Origin of the sequence: Halarcobacter sp. (assembly GCF_963675975.1) — a bacterium.
GTDB lineage: Bacteria > Campylobacterota > Campylobacteria > Campylobacterales > Arcobacteraceae > Halarcobacter.
In genome coordinates this window covers 2,659,626-2,684,407 of the sequence record NZ_OY780939.1, presented here as the reverse complement: position 1 = coordinate 2,684,407, position 24,782 = coordinate 2,659,626, and the positions used below count along the sequence as shown (strand labels likewise).

General features: G+C 29.1%; 31 protein-coding genes. 26 read left to right on the top strand and 5 right to left on the bottom strand.

Going from position 1 to position 24,782, the window contains the following annotated elements; genetic code table 11:
* Nucleotides 1-29: 29 nt before the first annotated feature.
* The 12 genes from ACKU3H_RS13290 (at nt 30) to ACKU3H_RS13235 (ending at nt 10,791) form a co-directional block, all read left to right on the top strand.
* A complete protein-coding gene (locus ACKU3H_RS13290) occupies nt 30-1,361 on the top strand; it encodes a ferric reductase-like transmembrane domain-containing protein (protein WP_320034352.1) in 1,332 nt (443 codons plus the stop codon).
* Nucleotides 1,362-1,439: 78 nt separating this feature from the next.
* On the top strand, nt 1,440-1,733 hold the full coding sequence (locus ACKU3H_RS13285) for a YrhK family protein (protein ID WP_320034351.1): 294 nt from the start codon (nt 1,440-1,442) through the stop codon (nt 1,731-1,733).
* Nucleotides 1,734-1,775: 42 nt separating this feature from the next.
* On the top strand, nt 1,776-3,005 hold the full coding sequence (locus ACKU3H_RS13280) for a DEAD/DEAH box helicase (protein ID WP_320034350.1): 1,230 nt from the start codon (nt 1,776-1,778) through the stop codon (nt 3,003-3,005).
* Nucleotides 3,006-3,010: 5 nt separating this feature from the next.
* A complete protein-coding gene (gene hrpB, locus ACKU3H_RS13275) occupies nt 3,011-5,518 on the top strand; it encodes an ATP-dependent helicase HrpB (protein ID WP_320034349.1) in 2,508 nt (835 codons plus the stop codon).
* Between the two features lie 16 nt (nt 5,519-5,534).
* The gene (locus ACKU3H_RS13270; protein ID WP_320034348.1) at nt 5,535-6,494 is read left to right on the top strand and encodes a C-terminal binding protein; all 960 of its coding nucleotides are present in this window, start codon (nt 5,535-5,537) and stop codon (nt 6,492-6,494) included.
* Nucleotides 6,495-7,370 (top strand): DMT family transporter, encoded by an 876-nt coding sequence (locus tag ACKU3H_RS13265; RefSeq protein WP_320034347.1) that lies wholly within the window; start codon nt 6,495-6,497, stop codon nt 7,368-7,370.
* A 6-nt stretch (nt 7,371-7,376) separates the two neighbouring features.
* Complete coding sequence (locus ACKU3H_RS13260; protein ID WP_320034346.1) at nt 7,377-8,375, top strand: oxidoreductase family protein; 999 nt, start codon at nt 7,377-7,379, stop codon at nt 8,373-8,375.
* The gene (locus ACKU3H_RS13255) at nt 8,372-8,839 is read left to right on the top strand and encodes an ATPase P (RefSeq protein WP_320034345.1); all 468 of its coding nucleotides are present in this window, start codon (nt 8,372-8,374) and stop codon (nt 8,837-8,839) included. Before ACKU3H_RS13260 ends, ACKU3H_RS13255 begins: the two co-directional genes overlap by 4 nt.
* A 3-nt stretch (nt 8,840-8,842) precedes the next feature.
* On the top strand, nt 8,843-9,412 hold the full coding sequence (locus tag ACKU3H_RS13250) for a pentapeptide repeat-containing protein (RefSeq protein WP_320034344.1): 570 nt from the start codon (nt 8,843-8,845) through the stop codon (nt 9,410-9,412).
* 91 nt (nt 9,413-9,503) lie between these two features.
* The gene (locus ACKU3H_RS13245) at nt 9,504-9,743 is read left to right on the top strand and encodes a GlsB/YeaQ/YmgE family stress response membrane protein (RefSeq protein WP_320034343.1); all 240 of its coding nucleotides are present in this window, start codon (nt 9,504-9,506) and stop codon (nt 9,741-9,743) included.
* A gap of 4 nt (nt 9,744-9,747) precedes the next feature.
* Entirely contained in the window at nt 9,748-10,227 is a 480-nt protein-coding gene (locus ACKU3H_RS13240; RefSeq protein WP_320034342.1) for a GNAT family N-acetyltransferase, read from the top strand.
* A gap of 75 nt (nt 10,228-10,302) precedes the next feature.
* Nucleotides 10,303-10,791 (top strand): GNAT family N-acetyltransferase, encoded by a 489-nt coding sequence (locus tag ACKU3H_RS13235; protein WP_320034341.1) that lies wholly within the window; start codon nt 10,303-10,305, stop codon nt 10,789-10,791.
* Between the two features lie 34 nt (nt 10,792-10,825).
* Here the strand turns inward: ACKU3H_RS13235 and ACKU3H_RS13230 are convergent, their stop codons facing one another.
* Complete coding sequence (locus ACKU3H_RS13230) at nt 10,826-11,044, bottom strand: cold-shock protein (protein WP_320034340.1); 219 nt, start codon at nt 11,042-11,044, stop codon at nt 10,826-10,828.
* 323 nt (nt 11,045-11,367) lie between these two features.
* Between ACKU3H_RS13230 and ACKU3H_RS13225 the strand changes: the two genes are divergently transcribed.
* A complete protein-coding gene (locus ACKU3H_RS13225) occupies nt 11,368-11,796 on the top strand; it encodes a globin (RefSeq protein ID WP_320034339.1) in 429 nt (142 codons plus the stop codon).
* A 27-nt stretch (nt 11,797-11,823) separates the two neighbouring features.
* On the opposite strand, the gene ACKU3H_RS13220 is transcribed toward ACKU3H_RS13225, so the two are convergent.
* A complete protein-coding gene (locus ACKU3H_RS13220) occupies nt 11,824-12,213 on the bottom strand; it encodes a hypothetical protein (protein ID WP_320034338.1) in 390 nt (129 codons plus the stop codon).
* A 100-nt stretch (nt 12,214-12,313) separates the two neighbouring features.
* Between ACKU3H_RS13220 and ACKU3H_RS13215 the strand changes: the two genes are divergently transcribed.
* Nucleotides 12,314-12,841 carry a GrpB family protein gene (locus ACKU3H_RS13215; RefSeq protein WP_320034337.1) on the top strand — a complete coding sequence of 176 codons (528 nt, stop codon included), beginning with the start codon at nt 12,314-12,316 and terminating at the stop codon, nt 12,839-12,841.
* A gap of 181 nt (nt 12,842-13,022) precedes the next feature.
* Entirely contained in the window at nt 13,023-13,817 is a 795-nt protein-coding gene (locus ACKU3H_RS13210; RefSeq protein ID WP_320034336.1) for a PhzF family phenazine biosynthesis protein, read from the top strand.
* Nucleotides 13,818-13,825: 8 nt separating this feature from the next.
* Here the strand turns inward: ACKU3H_RS13210 and ACKU3H_RS13205 are convergent, their stop codons facing one another.
* Nucleotides 13,826-14,677 carry a YitT family protein gene (locus tag ACKU3H_RS13205; protein ID WP_320034335.1) on the bottom strand — a complete coding sequence of 284 codons (852 nt, stop codon included), beginning with the start codon at nt 14,675-14,677 and terminating at the stop codon, nt 13,826-13,828.
* A gap of 156 nt (nt 14,678-14,833) precedes the next feature.
* Here ACKU3H_RS13205 and ACKU3H_RS13200 point away from each other — a divergent pair, with 156 nt between their 5' ends.
* From ACKU3H_RS13200 to ACKU3H_RS13180, 5 genes are all read left to right on the top strand, one after another.
* Nucleotides 14,834-15,529 (top strand): alpha/beta fold hydrolase, encoded by a 696-nt coding sequence (locus tag ACKU3H_RS13200; RefSeq protein WP_320034334.1) that lies wholly within the window; start codon nt 14,834-14,836, stop codon nt 15,527-15,529.
* A gap of 77 nt (nt 15,530-15,606) precedes the next feature.
* Nucleotides 15,607-16,278 (top strand): alpha/beta fold hydrolase, encoded by a 672-nt coding sequence (locus ACKU3H_RS13195; RefSeq protein WP_320034333.1) that lies wholly within the window; start codon nt 15,607-15,609, stop codon nt 16,276-16,278.
* A 96-nt stretch (nt 16,279-16,374) separates the two neighbouring features.
* Nucleotides 16,375-16,935 carry a DJ-1/PfpI family protein gene (locus tag ACKU3H_RS13190; protein ID WP_320034332.1) on the top strand — a complete coding sequence of 187 codons (561 nt, stop codon included), beginning with the start codon at nt 16,375-16,377 and terminating at the stop codon, nt 16,933-16,935.
* 44 nt (nt 16,936-16,979) lie between these two features.
* Nucleotides 16,980-17,714, top strand: coding sequence for an IclR family transcriptional regulator (locus ACKU3H_RS13185; protein ID WP_320034331.1), 735 nt, complete (start codon nt 16,980-16,982; stop codon nt 17,712-17,714).
* A 75-nt stretch (nt 17,715-17,789) separates the two neighbouring features.
* On the top strand, nt 17,790-18,896 hold the full coding sequence (locus ACKU3H_RS13180; RefSeq protein ID WP_320034330.1) for a PQQ-dependent sugar dehydrogenase: 1,107 nt from the start codon (nt 17,790-17,792) through the stop codon (nt 18,894-18,896).
* Here the strand turns inward: ACKU3H_RS13180 and ACKU3H_RS13175 are convergent.
* Nucleotides 18,893-19,093, bottom strand: coding sequence for a DUF2892 domain-containing protein (locus ACKU3H_RS13175; protein WP_320034329.1), 201 nt, complete (start codon nt 19,091-19,093; stop codon nt 18,893-18,895). The two genes, ACKU3H_RS13180 and ACKU3H_RS13175, sit on opposite strands and share 4 nt — an antisense overlap.
* Before the next feature lie 82 nt (nt 19,094-19,175).
* Entirely contained in the window at nt 19,176-19,868 is a 693-nt protein-coding gene (gene sfsA / locus ACKU3H_RS13170) for a DNA/RNA nuclease SfsA (RefSeq protein WP_320034328.1), read from the bottom strand.
* 71 nt (nt 19,869-19,939) lie between these two features.
* Between sfsA and ACKU3H_RS13165 the strand changes: the two genes are divergently transcribed.
* Genes ACKU3H_RS13165 through ACKU3H_RS13140 form a run of 6 tightly spaced genes read left to right on the top strand, consistent with a single transcriptional unit; the run spans nt 19,940 to nt 24,760 of the window.
* Complete coding sequence (locus tag ACKU3H_RS13165; RefSeq protein ID WP_320034327.1) at nt 19,940-21,235, top strand: APC family permease; 1,296 nt, start codon at nt 19,940-19,942, stop codon at nt 21,233-21,235.
* Nucleotides 21,236-21,283: 48 nt separating this feature from the next.
* Nucleotides 21,284-21,685, top strand: a complete 402-nt coding sequence (locus ACKU3H_RS13160) for a hemerythrin family protein (protein ID WP_320034326.1) — start codon at nt 21,284-21,286, stop codon at nt 21,683-21,685.
* Nucleotides 21,673-21,861 (top strand): hypothetical protein, encoded by a 189-nt coding sequence (locus tag ACKU3H_RS13155; protein WP_320034325.1) that lies wholly within the window; start codon nt 21,673-21,675, stop codon nt 21,859-21,861. The genes ACKU3H_RS13160 and ACKU3H_RS13155 overlap by 13 nt, the downstream gene beginning before the upstream one ends.
* 8 nt (nt 21,862-21,869) lie before the next feature.
* Complete coding sequence (locus tag ACKU3H_RS13150) at nt 21,870-22,877, top strand: MoxR family ATPase (RefSeq protein ID WP_320034324.1); 1,008 nt, start codon at nt 21,870-21,872, stop codon at nt 22,875-22,877.
* Complete coding sequence (locus ACKU3H_RS13145) at nt 22,858-24,087, top strand: DUF2201 family putative metallopeptidase (protein WP_320034323.1); 1,230 nt, start codon at nt 22,858-22,860, stop codon at nt 24,085-24,087. The genes ACKU3H_RS13150 and ACKU3H_RS13145 overlap by 20 nt, the downstream gene beginning before the upstream one ends.
* Complete coding sequence (locus ACKU3H_RS13140) at nt 24,059-24,760, top strand: hypothetical protein (RefSeq protein WP_320034322.1); 702 nt, start codon at nt 24,059-24,061, stop codon at nt 24,758-24,760. Before ACKU3H_RS13145 ends, ACKU3H_RS13140 begins: the two co-directional genes overlap by 29 nt.
* Nucleotides 24,761-24,782: the final 22 nt, after the last annotated feature.

Here is a 24,782-nt window from a genome sequence, read left to right as displayed (position 1 = left end):
ATATTTATATAAACTAAAAAGAGGATATGATGAAAAACAGTAAAAATCTATTTATAATTTTATTATTAGTATTAACAATTGTTTGGTTTTTAGCTGATACTTTAGCTCCTGAGCCATTCACTTATTTTTCATTTCGTGCAGTATTTGTACAGTATAGTGGTGTGATAGCAATGTCACTTATGAGTGTAGCTATGTTGCTTGCCTTAAGACCAAAATTTATTGAGCCATACTTAGATGGGCTAGATAAAATGTATCGTCTTCATAAATGGCTTGGTATTACAGCTGCAATTTTTGCAATATCTCACTGGTGGATGGCACAAGGTACAAAATGGATGGTTGGCTGGGGCTGGTTAGAAAAACCAGTTAGAAAAGCAGGACAAGGAAGAGAATTAAGTGAAATTGAGAGTTTCTTTCGTAGTCAAAGAGGATTTGCAGAAAGTGTAGGAGAATGGGCATTTTATGGTGCAATTATCCTTATAGTTTTAGCTTTAATTAAATATTTCCCTTACCATTGGTTTGTAAAAACACATAAGTTAATTGCTATCTCATATTTAGTATTGGTTTACCATACTATTATACTTATGAAATTGGACTATTGGGTACAGCCTGTTGGTTGGATTATGGCTCTTTTACTACTTGGAGGAACTATCTCTGCAATATTAACTTTAACAGGAAAAATTGGAGCCTCTCGTAAAGCACAAGGAACTGTATCTAAGCTAAACTATTATCCTAATTTAAAAGTTTTAGAAACAACTATAACTATGGATGAAAACTGGAAAGGTCATGAAGCAGGGCAGTTTGCTTATGTAACTGTAGATAAAAGTGAAGGGGCACACCCTTATACTATTGCATCAGCATGGAATGATAAAAAAGAATTAGTTTTTATTACAAAAGCTTTAGGTGATCATACAAGTAGATTAAAAGATAAACTAAAAGAGGGTATGAATCTTACCGTTGAAGGTCCTTATGGATGTTTTGATTTTAAAGATGAACAAGAACATCAAATTTGGGTAGGTGCTGGTATTGGTATCACTCCTTTTATAGCTAAACTAAAACAAAGAAAACAATCGGCTAAAAATATAAGCGTTGACCTTTTTCATCCAACTGCTGAGTTTGAAGAGACTGCAATAGAGCAATTAAAAAAAGATGCAAAAGAAGCAGGTGTTAATATCCATATTTTAGTAAGTGGAAAAGACAAAAGATTATCAGCCGAACAAATACGTTCAGAGGTTTCTGCTTGGAAATCATCTAGTATTTGGTTTTGTGGTCCTCAAGGATTTGGTCAAACACTAAAAGAGGATTTTATTACAAATGGATTAGATGCTAAGCATTTTCATCAAGAAATCTTTCAAATGCGTTAGGATAGTATAAAGTTCTTTTAAGAGAATTTCCCTATTCTAATAAAGAACAAAATTATTTGGAAGTTAAGTAGGTAAGATATGACATTTTATAAAAATGAAAATGAACTAGATTTAGATATAGGGAATCGACACATTGTTATACAGCGCCGATATGAATTTATTGGTGCTTTTAATGACTTACTTATAGCAATTTGGTTTTTGGTAGGAAGTATTTTCTTTTTGAATGATTCTTTGATGGAGAGTGGAACTTGGTTGTTTATTGTTGGTAGTGCACAGTTTTTGATAAAACCTCTAATCAAAGTTATAAGTCTAATCCATGTAGCAAATATATATAATGCACAGTTTCCTAAAGATTCTGAAAAATCTATATAGCTATTAAGAGATTTCTTTATATAATAAATAAAAAGGAATTTTTTGTCATTTGATATATTTAACTTATCTTCAGAACTTACAAAAGCATTAGAAAAAAACAACTATAAAACACCAACTCTTATACAAACAAAAGTGATCCCTCTTGTAAAAACAAAACAAGATATTATGGCTCAGGCAAAAACTGGAAGTGGAAAAACAGCTAGTTTTGTTATTCCAATACTTGAAGCACTAAAAGAAAACAAAACACAAAAAAAAGCAAAGATAAAAGTTCTAGTCTTGGCTCCCACAAGAGAGTTAACTCTACAAATTGCCCAAACATTTTCAAATTTGAGTGAATATTTCCCAAAGCAGCTTAGTGTTGTATCTGTTATAGGTGGAGAGAAAATAGGGGAGCAGCTTTTAAAGATACAAAAAGGGTGTGATATAGTAGTTGCTACTTCTGGAAGACTACTAGATATCATAGGTAAAAAGCAGATTGATTTAAGCACTATTGAATATTTTGTTTTAGATGAAGCTGATAAGATGCTGGATTTAGGGTTTGTTCAAGAGCTTGATGAGATTTTAAAGATTATTCCAAAGCAAAGACAAAACCTATTATTTTCTGCAACATATTCTCAAAAGGTTATTGATATAGCTTCAAAGATAACTACTAAGGCTATAAAAATAGAAGTTGAAGATACAAGTACTCATGTTCAAGAGATAACTCAAAGGGCAATATTTGTAAAAAAAGAGGATAGAAGTGAACTTTTAAGATACCTAATAAAACAACACAACTTCAAATCAGTTTTAGTTTTTATGGCAAATAAAAGAGCAGCAGATAATATAGCAAATAAGTTTTTAAAAAAAGGCTACGAAGCAGAATCTTTCCATAGGGATCTAACCCAAGAGGAGAGAATTTTAACCCTTGATGACTTTAAAAATAAAAAAATAGATATTTTATTCTCTACTGATATTGCTTCAAGAGGTTTACATATTGATGATATAGATTGCGTTATCAATTTTGATTTGCCAAGAAGTACAGAAGATTATATCCATAGAATAGGAAGAACAGCAAGAGCAGGTAAAACTGGAACAGCAATATCTTTTTTAGACAATGAAAATCTAAATCACTTTAAACTAATAGAAAAAAGATATAAATTAGATATACCAAAAGAGCAAATAGATGGTTTTGATTTTACTTTGATAGAGCAAAAGAAACAAAAAGGCCCACAACCTGTAAAAGGGAAAAGAAAAAGTAAAAAAGATAAGTTAAGAGAGCAAGGACTAAGATAGTTATCTTGAAAAATCTACCAATATATGAAGTCTTAGATGAGATAAAAAATACTCTAGATACAAACTCTACACTGATACTTGAAGCTCCACCAGGAGCTGGGAAAAGTACAGTTGTTCCAGTTTCACTTCTAAAAGAATCTTGGCTAGAAGACAGAATAATTATAATGCTTGAACCAAGACGAGTAGCAGCCAGAATGGTTGCTTTACAAATGGCAAGACTATTAGGGGAAGAAGTAGGGCAAAGCGTAGGTTATCAAGTCAAAATGGAGAGTTGTTTTTCAAAAGAGACTAAACTTCTAGTTGTAACAGAAGCAATACTAGTGCGAAAACTTCAAAGCGACCAAGCTTTGGAAGATGTAGCTATGATAATCTTTGATGAGTTTCATGAAAGAAGTATCCATACAGATTTATCCCTTGCTTTATCTTTACAAGTTCAAGAGTTATTAAGGGAGGATTTAAAACTTCTTATTATGTCTGCAACTTTAAACTCAAATGCTTTAGAAACTCTTTTAGGAGAAGTTCCTGTTATAAGTTCCAAAGGTAGAAGCTATGAGGTGGAAGAGGTTTTTTTAGAAGCAAATATAAAACAGCCAGATTTCAAATCCATAAACACGCTTCTTTTAAATACTATTTTAAAAGCAATAAAAGAGGATGAAGGGGATATTTTAGTTTTTCTAGCTGGGGCTAAAGAGATAACTACTTTACAAAACTCTTTAGATGATGCTTTAAAAGATGAAGATATAAAGATTTTCCCTTTGTATTCAGCTTTGAGTAAATCGATGCAAGATAAAGCACTAAATCCATCAAACAAAAGAAAGATAATACTCTCAACAAATATAGCCCAAACCTCTTTAACTATAGAAGGGGTAAAAGTAGTAATAGACTCAGGATTAGAAAAACAATCTTTATATAACTATTCAAATGCAATGAATCATCTAAATCTTACCTTTATCTCAAAAGATAGTGCAGTTCAAAGGGCAGGGCGAGCAGGAAGAATAAGTTTAGGAAAGTGTTATAAACTTTGGCACAAGGGTAAAATACTACAAGAGTCAACAAAACCAGAGATTTTAAGAATAGATTTAAGCTCCTTTTTCCTTGATATTGCCCTTTGGGGTGTAGAGGATATCAGGGAGTTGAAGTTTTTAGATTATCCAAATAAAGAGGTGGGAAATAGCACTAAACTTATGCTTCAAGAGCTTAAGATGTTGGATAATAATTTTGAGATTACAACTATGGGTAAAAAAGCTTTAGGTCTTGGTGTTCATCCAAGATTTGCTTTTATGATATTAAAAGCAAATGAGTTAGCCTTTGGCTATGAAGCTTGCCTTTTAAGTGCCCAACTAAGTGAAAAAGATATCTTTAAAGGGATGTTTTCAAATTGTGATATATATTCAAGGTTTATCCATCTTTATGAGAAAGATTTGGATAGTTCTTATATCAAAAAGTTACAAGCAAATACTATTTTAAAACAAGCGCAGTTTTTTTATACCAAATTAAAAGCTTGTGAAGAGGTGAAAAAATCTAAAGAAAAAATAGATGAAGAGAGTTTAGCTATTTTACTTCTATTTGCATATCCTGATAGGCTAGCACGTCAAAGGGGCAAAAACGACAATAGATATAAACTAAGTAATGGCAAAGGGGCTATTTTAAATAGTGAGGATAATCTGTTTAATGAGGAGTTTCTTATAACGCCTGTTTTAAATGCTCAAAACAAAGACTCATATATAAATCTAGCTTTAAAAATATCATTAAAAACCATAGAAAAAGAGTTTGCTGATTATATACAAGTAAAAGAATCAATCACTTATAACAAAGATAATAAAAAGTTTGATATACGACAAATAAGCTACTTTTATGAGCTTGAACTATACTCAAAACCTGTATCCATAGATGATAAACACGATTTTTCTAAGCTATTTTTAGAGCTTATTAGAAGTGAAGGTTTGAGTGTTTTAACATGGAGTAAAAAAGCTATTGATTTAAAACAAAGGCTTGTTTTTATAAGTACACATCTGGATATAGAGTTGCCTGATTTTTCAGATGAGTATTTGTTGGATAGTTTAGAGGAGTGGTTAAGCCCTTATTTATCAAATATAAAAACTATAAAGGAGCTTGAAGCTTTAGATATCTATTCTATACTTTTAGGTACAATACCTTGGGATATGCAACAGCAAATAGATATCTTGGCACCCACACATATAAAAGTGCCTAGTGGTTCAAATATAAAGATTGATTACTCAAATTCTCAAACACCTATATTGGCTGTAAAGATTCAAGAGATGTTTGGACAAAGTGATACTCCAAAGATTTTAAACAATAGTTTTGCACTTCAAATACATCTTTTAAGTCCAGCATTAAGACCAATACAAATAACATACGATTTAAAAAGCTTTTGGGAAAACTCATATGATGAGGTGAAAAAAGAGCTTTTTTCTAAATACAAAAAACACTATTGGCCAGACAATCCTTTTGAAGCAATAGCTACAAATAAAACTAAAAAAAATATGAAATAATCATCTAGGAGAAACTATGAAAAAAGTTTATATAACAGATAAGATAACAAATCCAGATATAGAAAAAGAGGTTTTAGGGGACGAAATCTCACCTGAACTTCATGAAGGTATTGAAGTATTATTAGTTTGGCATAAAAAAATTACAAATGAATTTATAGACTCTTTGCCAAATCTAAAAGCGATGGTAAGATACGGCGTTGGATATGATGTATTCCAAGATTTAGAATATATCAAACAAAAAGGAATTTATGCTTCAAATACTCCTGATTATGGTACAGAAGAGGTTAGTGATACAGCTATTGCTATGATTATGAACATTGCACGAGGAATTACAAGATATGATTATCAGTGTAGAGAATACGAAGATGGCTCTTGGCAAACCAATACTTTAAAATATATCAAAAGAAATAGTGATTATAAAGTTGGTGTAATAGGAGCTGGAAGAATAGGGGGAAGTGTTATTTTAAAAGCAAATGCCCTTAGGTTTCAAACTTACTTTTATGACCCATACCTTTCAAGTGGTACAGAAAAGATGCTTGGAGCAAAAAGAGTTGATAGCTTAGATGAGCTTCTAAAAACTTGTGATATCATCTCTATAAACTGCCCTTTAAACTCTGATACAAATGGCATGGTAAATGAAGAGTTTATCTCAAAGATGAAAAAAGGTGCTTCTATAGTAAACACAGCACGAGGTGCTATAGTAAAAGATTTGGATGTATTTTATGAGCCTTTAAAAAGTGGTCAACTAAATTGTGTAAACCTTGATGTACTTCCAAGTGAACCACCAAAAGATGGACTTATGATAGATGCATGGAAAGCAAAAGAGAAATGGCTTGATGGAAGATTTTTGATAAATCCACACTCTGCATTTTATAGCGATAAAGCATATTTTGAGATGAGACAAAAAGCAGCTTTAAATGTAAAAAGGGTGCTAGATGGCTTAAAACCTATAAATATTGTAAATGGTTTAAAATAAGTGTCAGAAAAATTAAAATCAATAGACAAGGGTGTTTTATTTATGCTTATAAGTGCTTTATTTGGAGCACTTAATGGAGCAGTTGCTAAGTTCTTATCTCAAACTATGGATCCAATCGAGATAGTTTTTTATAGAAATCTTATAGGTGTATTTATTATACTTTTTAGTTTGAAGAAGTTTTCTGTTTCAGTTGATGTATCAAAGCTTCATTTACTTGTATTAAGAGGTCTATTTGGAGCTTTAGCTATGGTTTTGTTTTTTTATACAATTGCAACTATACCTTTAGGTGAGGCTGTTATATTAAATAAAACATCACCATTTTTTGTAACTATATTGGCTTATTATCTTATGAAAGAAACTATAAATCTAAAAACTTTTTTTGCCCTTATAATTGGATTTGCTGGAATACTTTTTATTATGAAACCTTTTGGTGTAGAGATTTCTCATGAGCATTTTTTAGGAGTATTGGGTGGTTTTTTTGCAGCAGCAGCTTATGCAACTATAAAAAAGATAAAAGATATCTATGACGCAAGATTGATAATGCTTTCTTTTATGGGTGTTGGTATGCTTATACCTTTAGTATTGTGTCTATTTACACCATATGCTAGTTTTCAGATGCATACACAAATTTGGGTTTGGGCATTAGTACTTTTAATGGCTGTAATCTCAACTGCCTCACAATGGTTTTTAACAAGAGCATATAGTATAAGTAAAGCAAGTATTATAGGCGTAGTTAGTTATACTAATATTCCATTTGCAATTGGATTTGGTGTTCTTTTAGGGGATGTATTTCCAGATATTTATACATTTATTGGTATTATTTTAATTGTAACTGGTGGTATTTTAGTTACAAAAAAATCATCAAAAAAGGTTTGATTTGATATGCAAGATTGTAGTAGTTTATATCAAAAGATTGGTGATGAGTTTCAATTAGGAAGATTAGTCTCTATCGAAACTATACAGATTTTATGGAGTGGATATGGGGAACTTGTTCGTGTAAAGTTTCCTAAAAATAGTATTATTATCAAACATATAAAACTTCCACAACCATCTTCTCATCCAAGAGGTTGGAATACTGATTTTTCCCACAAAAGAAAACTACACTCTTATCAAGTTGAAGTAAATTGGTATAAAAACTTTTCTAAAACAATAGATGAAAACTGTCGTATGCCACAAGGTCTTAAATGCTTTCAAACAAATGAAGAGTTTCTTATTGTAATGGAAGATTTAGCAAGTGTAGGATTTACTTCAGTTATCTCTTATGCTTATAAAACACACTTAAAAGCTTGTCTTTCTTGGTTGGCTAACTTTCATGGAAAATATATGGGAGTCAAATCTGATATTATTTGGGAAACTGGGACTTATTGGCACTTAGATACTAGACCAGATGAGTTTGAGTTATTAGAAGATAAACAACTAAAAGATTATGCAAAAACTATTGATAAAGTTTTACAAAATACAAAATATCAAACTATAGTTCATGGGGATGCTAAGTTAGCAAATTTTTGTTTTAACATACAAGGAACTTCATGTGCAGCTGTAGATTTTCAATACGTAGGACATGGCTGTGGGATGAAAGATATTGCTTATTTTATGAGTAGTGCAATAGATCCTGAAGCTTGTGAACAAAATGAAGAGTGGATTTTAGATACATATTTTGATGCTTTAGAACTTGCTTTAAAAAACTATAAAAAAGAGATTGATATTGAAAAGTTAGAAGAGGAGTGGAGACCTTTGTTTTCTGTGGCATGGGCTGATTTTCAAAGATTTTTAAAAGGTTGGAGTCCTAATCATTTTAAAATTAATGAGTATTCAGATGAACTTACAACAAAAGCCTTAGCTTACTTAAAAAATAAAAATTTACAAAAAGAGAAAATATGAAAATAGATATTCCAGGAAGAGAACCTTTTGAGTTAAAAAATATTGTATTTGATTACAATGGAACTATAGCAATAGATGGAAAACTAATCTTAGGTGTTAGTGAAAGTATAAACTCTTTGTCTAATGATTTTGATTTTTATGTTATTACAGCAGATACGTACGGTACAGTTGAAAAAGAACTTGAAAATACAAATTGCAAAGTGATAACCATAGGAAAGGATTCTCAAGATATATGTAAATTGGATTTTATAAAGCAATTAGGTTCAAATACAACTTTGAGTGTGGGAAATGGTAGAAATGATATGCTGATGTTAAAAGAATCTATTCTAGGAATTGCAATATTACAAGATGAAGGCTTGTGCACTCAAACTCTTTTGAATTCGGATATCTTAGTAAAATCTATTAAAGATGTTTTCTCATTTTTAGAAGATAAAAATAGACTAATAGCAACAATGAGAAACTAATAAATGAATTTTACTACAAACGACTATTGGGAAGAGGAGTTTGAAAACTATAGTGATAAAAATCTAGATAAGATATATTTTGATAATTGTATCTTTGTCAAGTGTGATTTTTCAAAAAGTGTTATTGAAAACTGTAAGTTTACCGAGTGTGAGTTTATAAATTGCGATTTATCACTAAGTAAATTAAAATCCTCAACATTTAATGACATAAAATTTAAAAACTCAAAACTAATAGGCATCTCATGGAGCTCTTGTGATGAGCCTTTTAATGTGGAGTTTAAAGCTTGTAATTTATCACAAAACTCTTTTCATCTTATGGATTTAAGAAGAATAAAATTTATTGATTCTTTGATAAAGGATACAGGCTTTGAAGAGTGTAATTTAGAAAATTCAGTTTTCGATGGATGTGATTTAGAACAAACTGTATTTATAAATAATAATCTAAAAAAATCAAATTTTGAAACTTCAAAAAACTATCTAATAGACCCAAAATACAACGATATACAAAAAGCACAATTCTCACTACCTGAGGCTTTAAGTTTCTTAAGCTTACTTCCTATAAAGATAAAATAATAATATATTGATTTCACTATTATAGGCTATTTAATATCATTTGCGATATTATTAAAATAATGAATAAATAAATTATTGAAAAGGATTATAAATGAATATTCTAATATTTTTATTAATTGGAGCTATTGCTGGATGGTTAGCTGGAAAAATCATGACAGGTGGCGGTTTTGGTATTGTTGGTAATATCGCAGTTGGGATTGTTGGTGCTATAGTTGGTGGTTTTGTATTTGGCTTAGTTGGAATAAAAAGTGTAGGATTTATAGGCTCTATCATTACTTCAACTGTAGGAGCAGTTTTATTACTATATGTAGTTAAAATAATAAAAAAGTAATATTTTGAATATTATTAAAGCAGATATAAAAGATGCTGAAAAAATATCTTTTATAATCAAAAAAGCAAATGAACAAGTTGCAAAAGAGTTTAATCTTAATATAGATAATTGTCCAAAGCATCCATCCTTTTGTACTAAAGATTGGGTTATCTCAGATTTTGAAAGAGATGAAGAGTATTTTTTATATAAAAAAGATGAAAATATTGTTGCTTGTGTTGCTTTTGAAAATCCAAAACCAGAAGTTGCATATTTAAATCGCTTGTCTGTACTTCCTTTACATCAAAAACAAAAGATAGGAGAAGAGTTAGTATCTTTTATTTTCAAATATGCAAAAACTAAAAACATAAAACGAGTTAGTATTGGTATTATTGCAAAACATGAAAAACTAAAAAATTGGTATTTAAAACTGGGCTTTGAAGAGGGAAGAAAAAGTAGTTTTGAACATCTTCCTTTTGAAGTTTTATATATGAATAAATATTTATAGTCTTAAAAATAAACTTTTCTATAGATTAAATAGATAAAATATCATTTTACATACAATAATGATAAAAGGACTATTATGTTGATTCGAGATGCAAATATCTCTGATTTTGATGAAATTACAAAAATATATAATTATTACATTGAAAATACTGTCATAACATTTGAAGAAGATTTAGTTTCAAAAGATGAGATGATAGAGCGCTTTGAAAAAATAAAAAATACAAAACTTCCTTGGATAGTAGCTCAAGTTGAAGGTAAGATAGTAGGCTATGCTTATGCTCATTTTTGGCATGACAGAAGTGCATACAGATTTACCGTTGAACCATCAGTTTATTTAAATCATCAATTTACAGGAAAAGGTGCAGGAAAAATACTATACAAACAATTAATTGAGCAATTAAAAGATTTAGGTATTAAAAATCTACTTAGTTTAATAACTGTGCCAAATGAAGCAAGTATTGGTTTACACAAAAAATTTGGTTTTGAAAAAGTTGGTCATCTACCTGATGTGGGATTTAAGTTTGAAAAGTGGTTATGTGTTGAATTTTGGCAGTTGAAAATATAATTAATAAGCAGCAAAATGCTGCTTATGGGTAAGATTATACAGCAGTTACGTTTTCTGCTTGTAGACCTTTGTCACTTTCTGCAATTTCGAAAGTTACTTTTTGTCCATCTTCTAGTGAAACTCTACCGTATCCTGATTTATTGATTTGTCTATAGTGTACAAATACATCTTTTCCACCATTTTCTTGTTCGATAAAACCGAAACCTTTTTCACTATTGAACCATTTTACAGTTCCATTTACTAATGTTGCCATTATTTTCCTTGTTTTGTTTATTGTGCCATATTGCTAAGGCGGGGTTAAAAATATAATATGAAGTGTTCTTTTTATATCCATTTTTATCGAAACGAGTAGTTATCAAAATAAAGCAGACTCAAAGATGCAACTTTTATCATCTTTTTGTATTAATAGTTTATCAAAATAAAATATAAAAAGCAAGTATATGTAATCAATATGTAAATTTTAATAAAAAAAATATACAAAAGCAAAAATATTTATTAATATTTTAAATTAGAATAATTTTTTGCTTTTTATAATATATTAAAATAGTAATGTTTCAAAAAATTTAAAGGAATGATATGGAATACAAAATTGCAGAAGCCTCTTTTGGACAAAGACCAGATGTACAAATTCCAAACCCTATGGTTTTAGCAGCTATTGGCGAGCAGGGTATGAGAGATTTGGTGGCTAGGCATTATGATTTATTAGCCCATAGTGAGATTAAAGATCTTTTCCCTAATACAAAAGAGGGATTAGATATGGCAAAAAAACATGCTGCAGATTTTTTTATTCAAATTTGTGGAGGACCTAAGTATTTCAATGAGAGTAGGGGTGCTCCTAGAATGGTAGCAAGACATATGCCTTTTGAAATTGATAGCAATGCAAGAATAATTTGGCTAGAAAAATATGCACAAGCTATAGAAGAAACTTCTTTAGATGAAGATTTAAAAAAATCTTTTTGGAATTATATTAATATATTTTCAATTTGGATGATTAATAAAGCATGATAAAACTCCTTTATTAGGAGTTTTAATCTATCGATTTTTTATTATTTTATAGTTTAGATAGTAGTTTATAGTTGGCATTAAGATTATAAAAATAACTCCCATAATCCAATAAAAAAACCATTGGCTAGCCATTCCTAAAAAGCCATCAAATTCATAATAATCCATCACTTCAAATATAAGAAAAAAAACGATTGTTGATTTTAGTGAAGTATCATTGCTAGGCAATATATTTTTTACTTCATGGTTTTTTAGTTTTAGTTTAAAAAATAAAAATACAAATATAAGAATAAATAAAATTGATAGGGAGATATATTCCTCTTTTATTATGTTTAGAGTTTCTTGTTCTCCAAAAAGATATAAATATATACAAATAATAAATATAAAAGTGATAGAGAATAGATAAATAGGTTTATTCAAACTTTTTCCTTGATTTAAAAATGAATTTTATCAAAAAATTTATTTAGTATTTATAATATATTATATAATATATACATGAAAATTATTTTGGGAAAATATTATGCAAATATTAAAATATGAGAAAATTGATGCTAGCTTTAAACCATGGAATGAAGAGTATTTTAATGTAGCTAATAGTTTAATAGAATTTATACAAAATGAAAGATTTAAAGTAATACATATAGGTTCGACTTCAGCAAAAGTTTCAGGAAAAGGTATAATAGATTTATCTTTATTATACGAGATGGATGAATTAAAAGATGCTATTAAATATATTAAGTCTCTTGGTTTTCAAGATCAAACAGGAAAAAAACTTTTTCCAAGAGAAAGACCAAGAAAAGATGGAATGGTTATATTTAATGATAAAAAATACAATATTCATATACATCTTATTTTAAATGGAAGTATTGAACATAGAAAACAAATAAAGTTTCGAGAATATATGCTTGAAAATCCCTGGGCTAGAAAAAAGTATGAAGAGTCCAAATTGGATATCCTAGAAAAAGGGATTACAGAGCAAGATGAATATGGAAAAGAAAAATCAGTTTTTGTAAAATCTGTAATTGACGAACTTGAAAATACAGAATAAAATTATTAGTTACAATTAAAACTTTATCCATGAAAGAGATAATATATTTAATACCAGATCTTATGACCGATAAAAAGATTGTGGAGTAGATTAATTCCACATTTAGAAGATATAAAGCAAAAAGCAGCATTAAATGCAAAACACCAACTAATATAGTAAATGGCTTATAAAAAGGAATATTATGAAACTAAAAATTGATATTGTAGATGCTTTTACAAATGAAGTATTCAAAGGAAATCAAGCTGCAGTTATTATTTTAAATGAATGGTTAGATGAAAGTTTAATGCAAAATATTGCAATGGAAAACAATCTTTCAGAAACTGCATTTTTAGTTCAAGATGAAAAAGAAGTATATCATATAAGATGGTTTTCTCCTTTAAGTGAGATTGATTTTTGTGGTCACGCAACTTTGGCTAGTTCATATGTTTTATTTAATGAGAATAAAGAGCTAAATAACTTGAAGTTTTTTGCTAAAGCAGTTGGAGAGTTTGAAGTAGAAAAAGTAAAAGATTTGATACAAATGAATTTTCCAAATAGAAAGCCAGAGCTTGAACTAGATATACCAAAAGAGTTAATAGAAGGTTTGTCAAAAAAACCAATAAAAGTTTATAAAAGTTCACAAGCATATTTTGCAATTTATGAAAAAGAAGATGAAGTTTTGGAAGTCTCATATAATAGTGAACTTTTGAAAAAACTTGCACCTTTAGATGTAGTGGTAACTGCACCATCAAATTGTAGTGATTATGATTTTGTTTCAAGATATTTTTGGCCAGCAAATGGTGGAATTGAAGATCCAGTTACAGGTTCTATTCATGCAGGGCTTGCACCTTTTTGGGCTGAAAAATTAGGAAAAAACAGTTTAATTGCACTTCAAGCTTCAAAAAGAACAGGTATTTTAAAATGTGAAGTAAAAGATGATAGAGTTTTTATCTCAGGAAAAGCTATTGGATATCTACAAGGATTTATTACAGTTTAGGAAGGGGACTAATGTCCTCTTCCTAACATCTCTGTTGCTTCAGTGATGATTAAAAACCCTTCGGGATCAGTTTCTTTTACCATCTTTCTTAGAACTTGAAGTTTTCCAACTTCTACAACTATAAGAATCATCTTTTTGTTTTCACCTTCAAAAAGACCATCCCCTTTTATGATTGTTCCTTTTGGTCCTAATTCTTCTCTTATTCTTATTTTTAACTCTTCTGTTTTATTTGTTACTAGATATACAACTTTTTTATTTAGTCTACCCGTTAAGATTGTATCAATTATTTTAGAGGTTACATAAATACTAATTACACTCCATAAAACTTTTGTTCTATCTTCAAAAATTACAAGTGATGAAAAGATTATGATTGAATCAATAGTAAGAATTACAGTTCCTGCTTTGATTTCTGTTTTAGCAGCAATAAGTCTAGCAATAATAGTAGAACCACCTGCACTTGAATCTCCTTTTATAACAAGAGATAAACCAATACCTACAAGAATACCTCCAAAAATAGAACCTAAAGGTGTATCTATTATAAAAGGCTGTATCTCAAATACTTTGTCAAAAAGGTCAATAAACAAAGAGATAAAGATAAGTGTAACTATTGTTCTGATAGCAAAAGATTTACCTAAAAATTTTCCACCAATCATTAGTAAAGGGAAGTTGATTAAAAGAATCAAAGAACCAATTGACAAAGGTGTAATGTAGTGAAGTAAAAGTGCAAGCCCCGCTGTACCACCTGTAATTAGTTGATTGGGTGAAAAAAATCCTACAACTGAAAATGCTAATGTAATTGAGCCAATTATAATCAAAATATAGTTTTTGAATTCATCTTTAGAAAAGATTGTAGTACTCATAAAAATCCTATAAAATATTTTTATGAAATTTTATCTATTTTAGTTTAATCAAAAATAGTTTTGAGAATAAAAAAATAATCATACATTTATTAAATAAGTCTATTCATAGGTCTTTTATGTATAATAACTGCTCAAAAAATAATCAAGTTGTAGAGAATGAAAGAGATAATATATTTAATACCAGGTCTTATGACCGACAAAAGATTGTGGAGTAGATTAATTCCACATTTAGAAGATGAATATGAACTGATACATTTTCCCATCCCATTAAGTGAAGATTTTGATGAGATTGTTGAGCACCTAGATAAAGAGATTGGCAATAAAAAGGTTAATATTTTAGGATTTTCTTTAGGTGGGTATATTGCTAGTTATTATACTTTGAAAAATCCAGATAAAATCAAAAGATTGTTTTTAGTTAGTTCAACACCTAGTTCAACTGAAGAAAAAGATATAGCTAGAAGAGAAAAAAAGCTACAAGAAGCAAGAGAGGATAACTTTTCACCTTTAAATTTGGAAAAGGCAAAAGAATTATTAGAAATAAAAGATGACGAAGAATTAATTCATATAGTTTCTTCAATGTTCAATGATTTAGGTAACAAAGCTTTTGTTCCTCAATTAGCAAGCACTTTAAAAAGGGAAGATTTATTTGATGATTTAGTTAAATTGAATATTCCTATTAGCTTATACTACAGTACTGAAGATAGACTTTTAAATCATACTTCAATAAATGAAATTTTACAAAAAGAGAATAATTTAAAAGTTATATCAAGAGAGGGAACTAGTCATAATATACCTTTGGAGTTTTCAAAAGAGTTGAGCATTCATATAAAAGATTGGATGTCTCATGAGTAAGTGTCTTTTATAAAGATTTATTATTATAAACCATAAAATATATGAAAAAAGAGAAAATATACTTACTTCCAGGACTTATGAATAATGAATTATTATGGGAAAAGATTGTTCAAATTTTAAAAGATAAATATGAATTTATATATCTTCCCATACCCTTAACAAAAGATTTTGATGATGCGGTAAATCATTTGGATAAATTTATAAAAGATGAAAAAATAAATCTTTTAGGTTTTTCGTTGGGCGCATACCTTTCTTCATATTATACTATTAAAAGAAAAGAGAAAATCAATAGAGTATTTTTAGTAGCAGGAACACCAAGTTCATTAAGTAAAACAGAAACAAGAAAAAGAGAGATTTTTTTAAAACAAATGGATAATTTCTCTTCAATAAATCTTTCCACAAAAAAAGTAAAACTATTATTAGAAGAGCAAAATCAAGAAGATAAGTATTTAATCAATCTTATTAAGAAAATGTTTAATAGTTTTAGTATTGAAGAGTATAAACTTCAACTAAGTACTACATTTCAAAGAGAAGATATATATAAAGAGTTGTTAGAAATGAATATTCCTATAAATTTTATTTTTAGCAAAAAAGATAGATTATTAAATCTAAAATCAATGGAAAAGATTGATAGCAGTTTAAAAAATGTAGTGTTAAAACCTTTAGAGGGTACTAGTCATATGATACCTTTAGAAAAAGCTGATATATTGGCAAAAGAGATTGAAAATTGGATGAATAGAAAAGTCTAGTTTCATATAGTGAAACAATAATTAATTAGTAGTTGTGATAAATTCATTATTAAAAGCGATTGATATAATATTTTTATAAATAATCAAGGAGTGAATATGTCAAAAAAAATATTAATTATTGCCGGTGATTTTGTTGAAGATTATGAACTTATGGTTCCTTTCCAATGTTTAAAAATGTTAGGGTATCAAGTTGATGTAATTTGTCCTGATAAAAAAGCTGGAGATCAAATTAAAACTGCAATTCATGATTTTGAAGGTGATCAAACATATACAGAGAAGCCAGGTCACAATTTTACTTTAAATGCTACATTTGATGAAATAGATGAAACAACATACGCTGCACTTGTAATACCTGGTGGTAGAGCACCTGAATATATTAGATTAAATCAAAGAGTTTTAGATATTGTAAAAGATTTTAATGATAAAGATAAACCAATTGCATCAATCTGCCATGGAATTCAAGTTTTAGCTGCAGCTGATGTAATCAAGGATAAAACTTGTTCTTGTTATCCTGCTTGTGCACCAGAAGTAGATAGAAATGGTGGAGCGTGGGTCGATATTGGATTTGAATCTGCTTATGTAGATGGAAATCTAGTTACAGCAGCAGCTTGGCCAGCTCACCCAGAATGGCTTGCAAAATTTAATGAACTTTTATAAAACTTGTGCAAAACTAAACATTTAGTTTTGCATCAAGGATTTTTATGTCTCAACAGTTAAAATCACTATCAAAAGGTTTACAGGTTTATAAAGAGATTGTAAATTATGGAAAACCAATATCAGCCACACTTTTATGTGATAGATTATCAATAAATAAAAGTACTATGTCAAGGATACTTCAAACTTTAAAAGATGAAGAGTATATACTTTATTTAGATAATAGCAATGAAATTCTTCCAAAAAATTTAGAAAATATCGAATCTAAAAAAACTAGAATAGAACTACTTATTCAAAAAACTAAACCTTTGTTAGAAGAGATATATGAAGAAACTAAAGAGTGTTCATATCTTGGAATAATTGATAATAATAAACTTTTATATCTAAACCAAATAGATTATTCAAATAGAGAAATCAAAACTAGAAACAGTGTAGGTTTACAAGCTCCTTTACATACAAATGCTTTAGGTAAATCTATTTTAGCTTTTGGAAATTATAGTTTAGACAATTTAAAATTAGAACCTTATACAAACAATACTATAACTGATTTAAAGTCTTTTAAAAAAACTATAGATGAAGTTTTAATAAATGGATATTCTATAGACAATAGCGAATATCAAGATAATATGCGTTGTGTTGGAGTACCAATTTTTAACCATGAAAATATTTTAGTTGGTGCGGTAGGAATATCAGGTACAAAAGATAGACTCTCTTTTGAAAAATTAAATCAATTAGGTAAAGATATTATAGAAATAGTTGATAAATACAATATAAAATGTTAGAAGATTAATACTATTTTTTATTATAAATATAAGGATATTAAAATATAATAGAATAATAATAAAAAGGAGTATTTTATGAAAAAATATTTTATAGCTATTTTATTTCCTATATTTTTATGTTCTCAAACAATCTTGCGATTCTCTAGTGAAAATATGAATTTAAAACTTGAAAGAGTAATTAGTGAAAATGATGTAATTTGGGCATTGGATTTTATTTCAAAGGATGAGATTATTTTCGCAATGAAAAATGGAAATATTGCAACCTATAACTTAAAAAGTAGAGTAACAAAATATTTTAAAAATACTCCTTATGTAGTGAATAGAGGACAAGGAGGACTTCTAGATGTAGCAGTATCTCCAAACTTTAAAAGTGATCAAACAATATTTTTCACTTATGTAAAAGAGTATGGAAATGATATTGTAACAGCACTTGCAAAGGCAAAATACAGATACAATGATTTATATGAATGGAAAGATATATTAGTAACTAAATCTAATTCTGGCACATCAAGACACTTTGGAAGTAGAATAACTTTTGATGAAGAGGGACATCTTTTTTTTAGTGTTGGAGAAAGAGGTTATAGACCAAATGCTCAAGATTTAAGTAATCATGCAGGAACAATTATAAGATTAAATATTGATGGTACAATTCCTAAAGATAATCCTTTTATAAATCAATATGAAAAGTTACCTGAAATATATTCTTATGGACATAGAAATCCCCAAGGTATATTTTATGATAGACACAGAAAAACTATTTTTAGTAGTGAACATGGTCCTAGAGGTGGAGATGAAATAAATGTTATATACAAAGGTCAAAATTACGGCTGGCCTACTATATCTTATGGAAAAGAGTATTGGAACCCTTTATCAGTAGGGGAAGGTACTCACAAAGATGGAATGATGCAACCTATAAAGTATTATGATCCATCAATTGCTCCAAGCTCTTTAATAGTTTACAATGGAAATAAGTTTCCAGCTTTTAAAGGAGATATTTTTATTGGTGCTTTAAAACTAACCCACTTAAATAGGATAATCTTAGATAATAATTTTAATGTACTAAGAGAGGAAAGATTACTAAATGATTTAGATGAAAGAATAAGAGATGTAATAGAATCTCCCGATGGACTTATATATATCTCCACAGATAGTGGAAATATATATAGAATAGTTCCTAATTAACTATGTTGTAAATGTTTAGGAGTACATTTTTTAGTAATCATACAAGTAGGACAGAAGTTAGTAAGTCCTGCTATTAATGGAATAATTCCTAAATAAAACCAATAAATTCCTGTATAAATTCCTATACCAATTAACACAATCCCTAAAATAACTCTAAACTTTCTGCAAAAGTTTCTAAACTTGTCAAATTTATTCATAATATAACTTGCCTTTATAATTTTTTAGCAATTATATATTATTAAAACTTATTATAATTTTAAAAAATAAGTTAAGTAAAACTTATAATTCTATTTTGCACTGTTTATTTATTTTTATCTCTTCTAAAGATATGCTTGATTGATATACTAAAACTTCTACACCTTTTGATAAAACATCTTTAAAAGTTTGGGCATATTTTTTATCAATTTCATTTGCTATTCTAAAAGGTAAATCATCAGTTCTTTGAATAATATATAACATCACAGCTCTATGTCCTTGATTTACCATCTGGCAAAGTTCATTTAAATGTTTTTCTCCCCTTGAAGTCACCGCATCAGGGAAAGCTAACATCTCATCAATTCTAAGACTAACGCTTTTTATCTCCACAAAACATTTTTTATCATCATTTTCTAGAAGTATATCTATTCTACTGTTTTGGCCATATTTTTGTTCAGGTTTTAAAGAACTATATCCTTGAAGCTCTTTTATAGTTCCATCTTCAATGGCTTCTATTCCTAGTTTATTTGCAACACCCGTATTAGTGCAAATTAGATTTTCACCCATCTTTGTTAGCTCTAAAGTGTATTTTAATTTTCTTTTTGGATTATCATGAAAAGTAACCCATACATCACAGTTTGGTTCTATACAGCTTGTCATAGCTCCACTATTTGGAACATGCGCTGTTATCTCTTCACCATTTTCAAGTATAATATCAGCAAGAAACCTTTTATATCTTTTTATCAATTTTCCTTTGTATAATTTATCAAATTTCAAATTCTTCCTTTATTCTTTATTTATATAAACTGAATATAATTGCATTTTATTATATTACTAATTGGATTTTTATGAAACACACTATACATAGACCCCGAGATAAAAGTTTAGGATTGTTAGAATTAATCGCAATAGCCTTAGGTGGAATGGTTGGCGGTGGTATATTTACGATACTTGGAATTTCTGTTTCTATGATTGGAGTTTATACTCCAATTGCAATTATTATAGGTGGGTGTATTGCAGCTTTAGCAGCATATTCATATATAAAACTTGGACTTTACTACAAAGATGAAGGGGCTGCATATAGTTTTGTAAAAAAAACTTTTTCAAATTCAAGATTTATCGCTGCTTTGATTGGATGGTGGGTTGTATTTGGCTATGTAAGTACTTTATCACTTTATTCTTATACTTTTTCCTCTTATGCAATTAGTGGTTTTGATTTTAGTGATGAAGGTTTTATAAGAAAATTAGTTGCAGGGGCAATACTACTTGTTTTTACACTTATTAATATTTGGAGTGTAAAAGGTATGGGAAAATTAGAAGATATTATGGTTTATACTAAATTGGTAATCTTAGTGGTTATCTCTTTTGTTTTAATAAATAACAGCCAAACAACCATACCAAAACTAATTGAGGATAATACAGAGGTAACACTTTATGCAATTTTAATTGTTTCATCTATAACTTTTGTAGCTTATGAAGGTTTTGAGTTGATTATTAATGCAGTAGAAGAGATGGAAAATCCTCAAAAAAATATTCCTAGAGCAATATATAGTGCTATTGGTTTAGCTATTTTAATATATGTGGTTATAGCTATTGGTGCTATTTTAGCTATATCTTTTGATGACATCATTGCAAATAAAGAGTATGCTTTGGCTTCAGGTGCAAATAAAGTATTAGGGCATTGGGGAAATGACTTAGTAATTATTGGTGCTTTATTAGCAACAAGTAGTGCTATTAGTGGTACAGTGTTTGGTGCTTCAAGACAGATGTCTATTATTGCCCATGATGGTTTGATGCCGAAATTCTTAGCTAAAAGAGATGGAAATAAAATACCAACTAAAGCAATATGGACTATGGCTATATTGGCATTTTGTCTTATTTTAAGTGGTACCTTACAACTACTTTTAGAGTTTGGAAGTATAACTTTTCTAGTAGTCTCTTTGATAATTACCCTTTCAAATTTTAAGATTAGAAAAGAGACAAACTCTTCAACTGTTTTACTAAGTATTGCTATTTTTGTTTTGACTTTAGGCACAGGCTTTATTTTATATTATGAATTTTTAAATGAGATAAAACAGATGTTTTTTATTTTATTTATATACTTCTTACTTACTTTAGGGGCCTTATACTATTCTAAAAAATAAAATCATGGAATAAAAATTGCATAAACTCCTTCAACGAAGGAGAATGTGATGAAATCATTTGAGGAGAGTAAACATCTATTGAATCATGAGGAGATAGATACTTTACATAAAGAGTTTTTGGATATTTATAATAGTGTAGATAAAACAGACACAAATAGTTATATACAAAAACTTATTTCGCTTTTAGTACACAGTAAAATCCATTTTAAAATAGAAGAAGACTTAATGGATAAATACAATTATCCAAGAGCTAGGGAACACAAAGATGAACATAGAAAAGTTCTTGCAGAGATGGATTATTTTATTAAAAATGCAAACACAATTTTTGGTAAAAAGATGTTAAAAGCATATTTCAATGAAAAAATAGGAGACTGGTTTGATTTACATCTTTTAAGTATGGACAGTGATTTAACTGCATATTTAAAAAAAGGTGATAAATGGGCTTGTTAGAAGATAAAATCAAACAAGACTTGATGCAAAATATTTTTACGTCAAATTTAAAAACATTTGAGACAATCGACTCTAAATTTAAATTAAACAATGAAGATAAATCAAAAGTATTAGATTTGGTTTCAAAGTTTAATGAAGAGTTAAACAAACTATTAAAAAACGCCAAACTTTCATAGGAAGATAAATGATTACACCAGCAATTGGAACTTCAGAATTATATAAACAATTACAGGCACTACTAGAAGCAGATATCCCTTGCTTTATCCATGGAAGCCCAGGTATTGGAAAATCATATATTGTAAATGATATCGCCCAAAAGAGTGACTTGGAACTCATAGATGTAAGACTTTCTCAACTTGATGCAGTTGATTTAAGAGGGATACCAACTATTAGCAATGAGCAAACAAAATGGATGCCACCAATTTTCTTACCAAATGATGAAGACTCAAAAGGGATATTGTTTTTAGATGAGTTAAACTCAGCTCCACTATCAGTACAAGCTGCTATTTATCAACTAGTACTTGATAGAAAAATAGGAGAGTACACACTTCCTAAAGGTTGGAGAATAATTTGTGCTGGAAATAAAATAGATGATAAAGGGATTGTATTTAAACTTCCTAGTCCACTTATCAATAGAATGGTTCATATTGTACTTGAAGCAAAATATGATGACTTTAAAGTTTGGGCTATTAAAAATGAGATTCATCCATTTGTAATTGGATTTTTAGGATTTAGACCAGATTTATTAAGCTCAGAAGTTCCAGGTTCAACTGAAACAAATCCTGCTTTTTGTACACCTAGAGCTTGGAATATGCTTTCAAATATAATCCAGAAAAATGAAGAGATAAATCAACTTCACCCAATAATCTATGGTACAGTTGGATATGGAGCTGGAATAGAGTTTATCTCTTTTGTAAAAGTATATAAAACTCTACCAAATATCGATGCAATCCTTGAAGGGCAAAGTGAAGCAGTCCCTGAAGAGCCAAGTGCATTATATGCCCTATGTGCAGCTATTATAGAGAAGTACAAAGAGAGCCATCAGGCAGTAAATCTTTTTGAGTATGTAAAACACCTGCCAGTTGAGTTTAATGTGATGCTTATAAAAGACCTTATTGTAAAAGATGAGGATATAGCTGAACTAGAAGCATTTGATGCTTGGATGGAGCAATATGGTGAGTACATCATATGATGAGGTTTTTCAAAAAATTAGAATTAATTTTTTGTTTAACCATCCCTTTTTATCAGTATTAGCACTATCTATACCTACAATATACCAAGAGAATAAAAACTCTGCTTTCCAAACAAATGGTAGTGAGATACATATTGATTTAAAAAAGCTTGAAAGATATTCAAGTGAAGAGATAACTTACCTTTATGCTCATGCTTTATTGCATATAGTTTTAAAACACCCATATAGACAAAAAACTAGAGAGAAAAAGCTTTGGAATCAAGCTTGTGATTTGGTTGTAAATCTTATTATGTCAACTTTCTCAAATGTAGGTAATATGCCTGTTGATGAAGTATTAGATTTAGATTTAAAAGACAAGTGTGTTGAAGAGGTTTATGAGATTTTATATAAAGAGAATCAAGAAGAGGAAAACGAAGACTCAAGCAGTGAAGAGAAAAAAGAGCAAGAGATAAAAACAACCCCAAATGAAAAAGGGGATTTAAAAGCACATATCTATGATGAATCAAAAATGGATATAGAAGAGGTTAATGATGAGAAAACCAACGAAGGTGAGAGAGAAAAACTTGATGGTATCATAATCCAAGCTTTATCAATAGCTAAAAAGACTTCAAGAGAATATATTGGGATGCAAATAGAGATAGATACTCTAATCAAGCCTGAGATATCTTTACAAGATATGTTAAAAGAGTATCTTATCTCATCATTATTTGAAAAAACAACTACTTATGAAAGGCCAAATAAAAGGTTTATTCATAGTGGGCTTTATCTTCCAGGAAGTAAAAAAAGTGATGAGCTTATAGAGGTTTATATTGCCCTTGATAGTAGTTCTAGTGTAACACTTGATGAATACAAAAAGTTCTTAGGTGTAGTAAAAGACGTATGTGATGGTTTTTATGAGTACAAAGTAACTGTACTTCCTTTTGATTTAAAGGTAAAAGAGGAGCATATTATAAACTTTGATTCTTTTAATCCTTTGATTGAAGATGATTTGTTTATTCCTAAAAGTGATGGGGGAACAGACTTCGATGAGGTTCTTAGATACTTAAAAAAGTCAAGTGATATAAAAAGTGATAATCTTTTGATGGTTTTAACTGATGGTGAGTTTGACATAACTGAAGCTTTAGTTTGTACAACACTTTTTGTTGTAAGCGAAAAGAAAAATATTACGAGGTTTGAAAGATTTGGAAGAGTTATTCAATTTGACCTATAAAGATGAGGTCGAACTACTAAAAGATGAAGAGGATTTTGAAAGCTTAGGTGATGAAAAATATTTAAATCACGAAGATATGGAAGCAAGACTCTATTGGGCATTTTGTAGACCAAATGGCTCAAGGGAGGAACAAATAGCCGACAAAGAACCCCTAGTATCAATCATGGCTTTCAATCACTCCAAACTACCAGCACTAAAAAGATTTCAACTACTACATAATGATGTAATCCAAAACGATAATCTAAGAGTAAAAATAAGAAACAGAACAAGGATGCTTTTTAGAAGTTTAGTTGATGATGATTTTACTGAATTAAACAAAGTATTAGATTTAGTTCCAGTATTTTTACCTGTGGCAATAGATCAGTTAAAAACAGGAAGAAAGTGGAATGACATAGTTGCAGATGAAATAGAAGCAACAAAGTTTTTAGAAAAAGCAAAAGAGTTTATAGACGATAGTTTATTAGAAGCTTTATATTTCAAACTTCAAAGTTTTGAAGAATTTGACCATAGTGAGTTAAAAGAGTATTTGGAAAAGATTATAGGTATAAAAGAATCTGTTCATAAGATAATATTGGATTATTATCAAGAGAAAGCTATGGAGTGGATAGAGGATTGTGGGTTGCATATTTTGCAGAAGAAGGGGTTGGAGAAGTTAGTGGGGAAGTTAGGGTAGATGATTTTAAAACTTTAAGTGA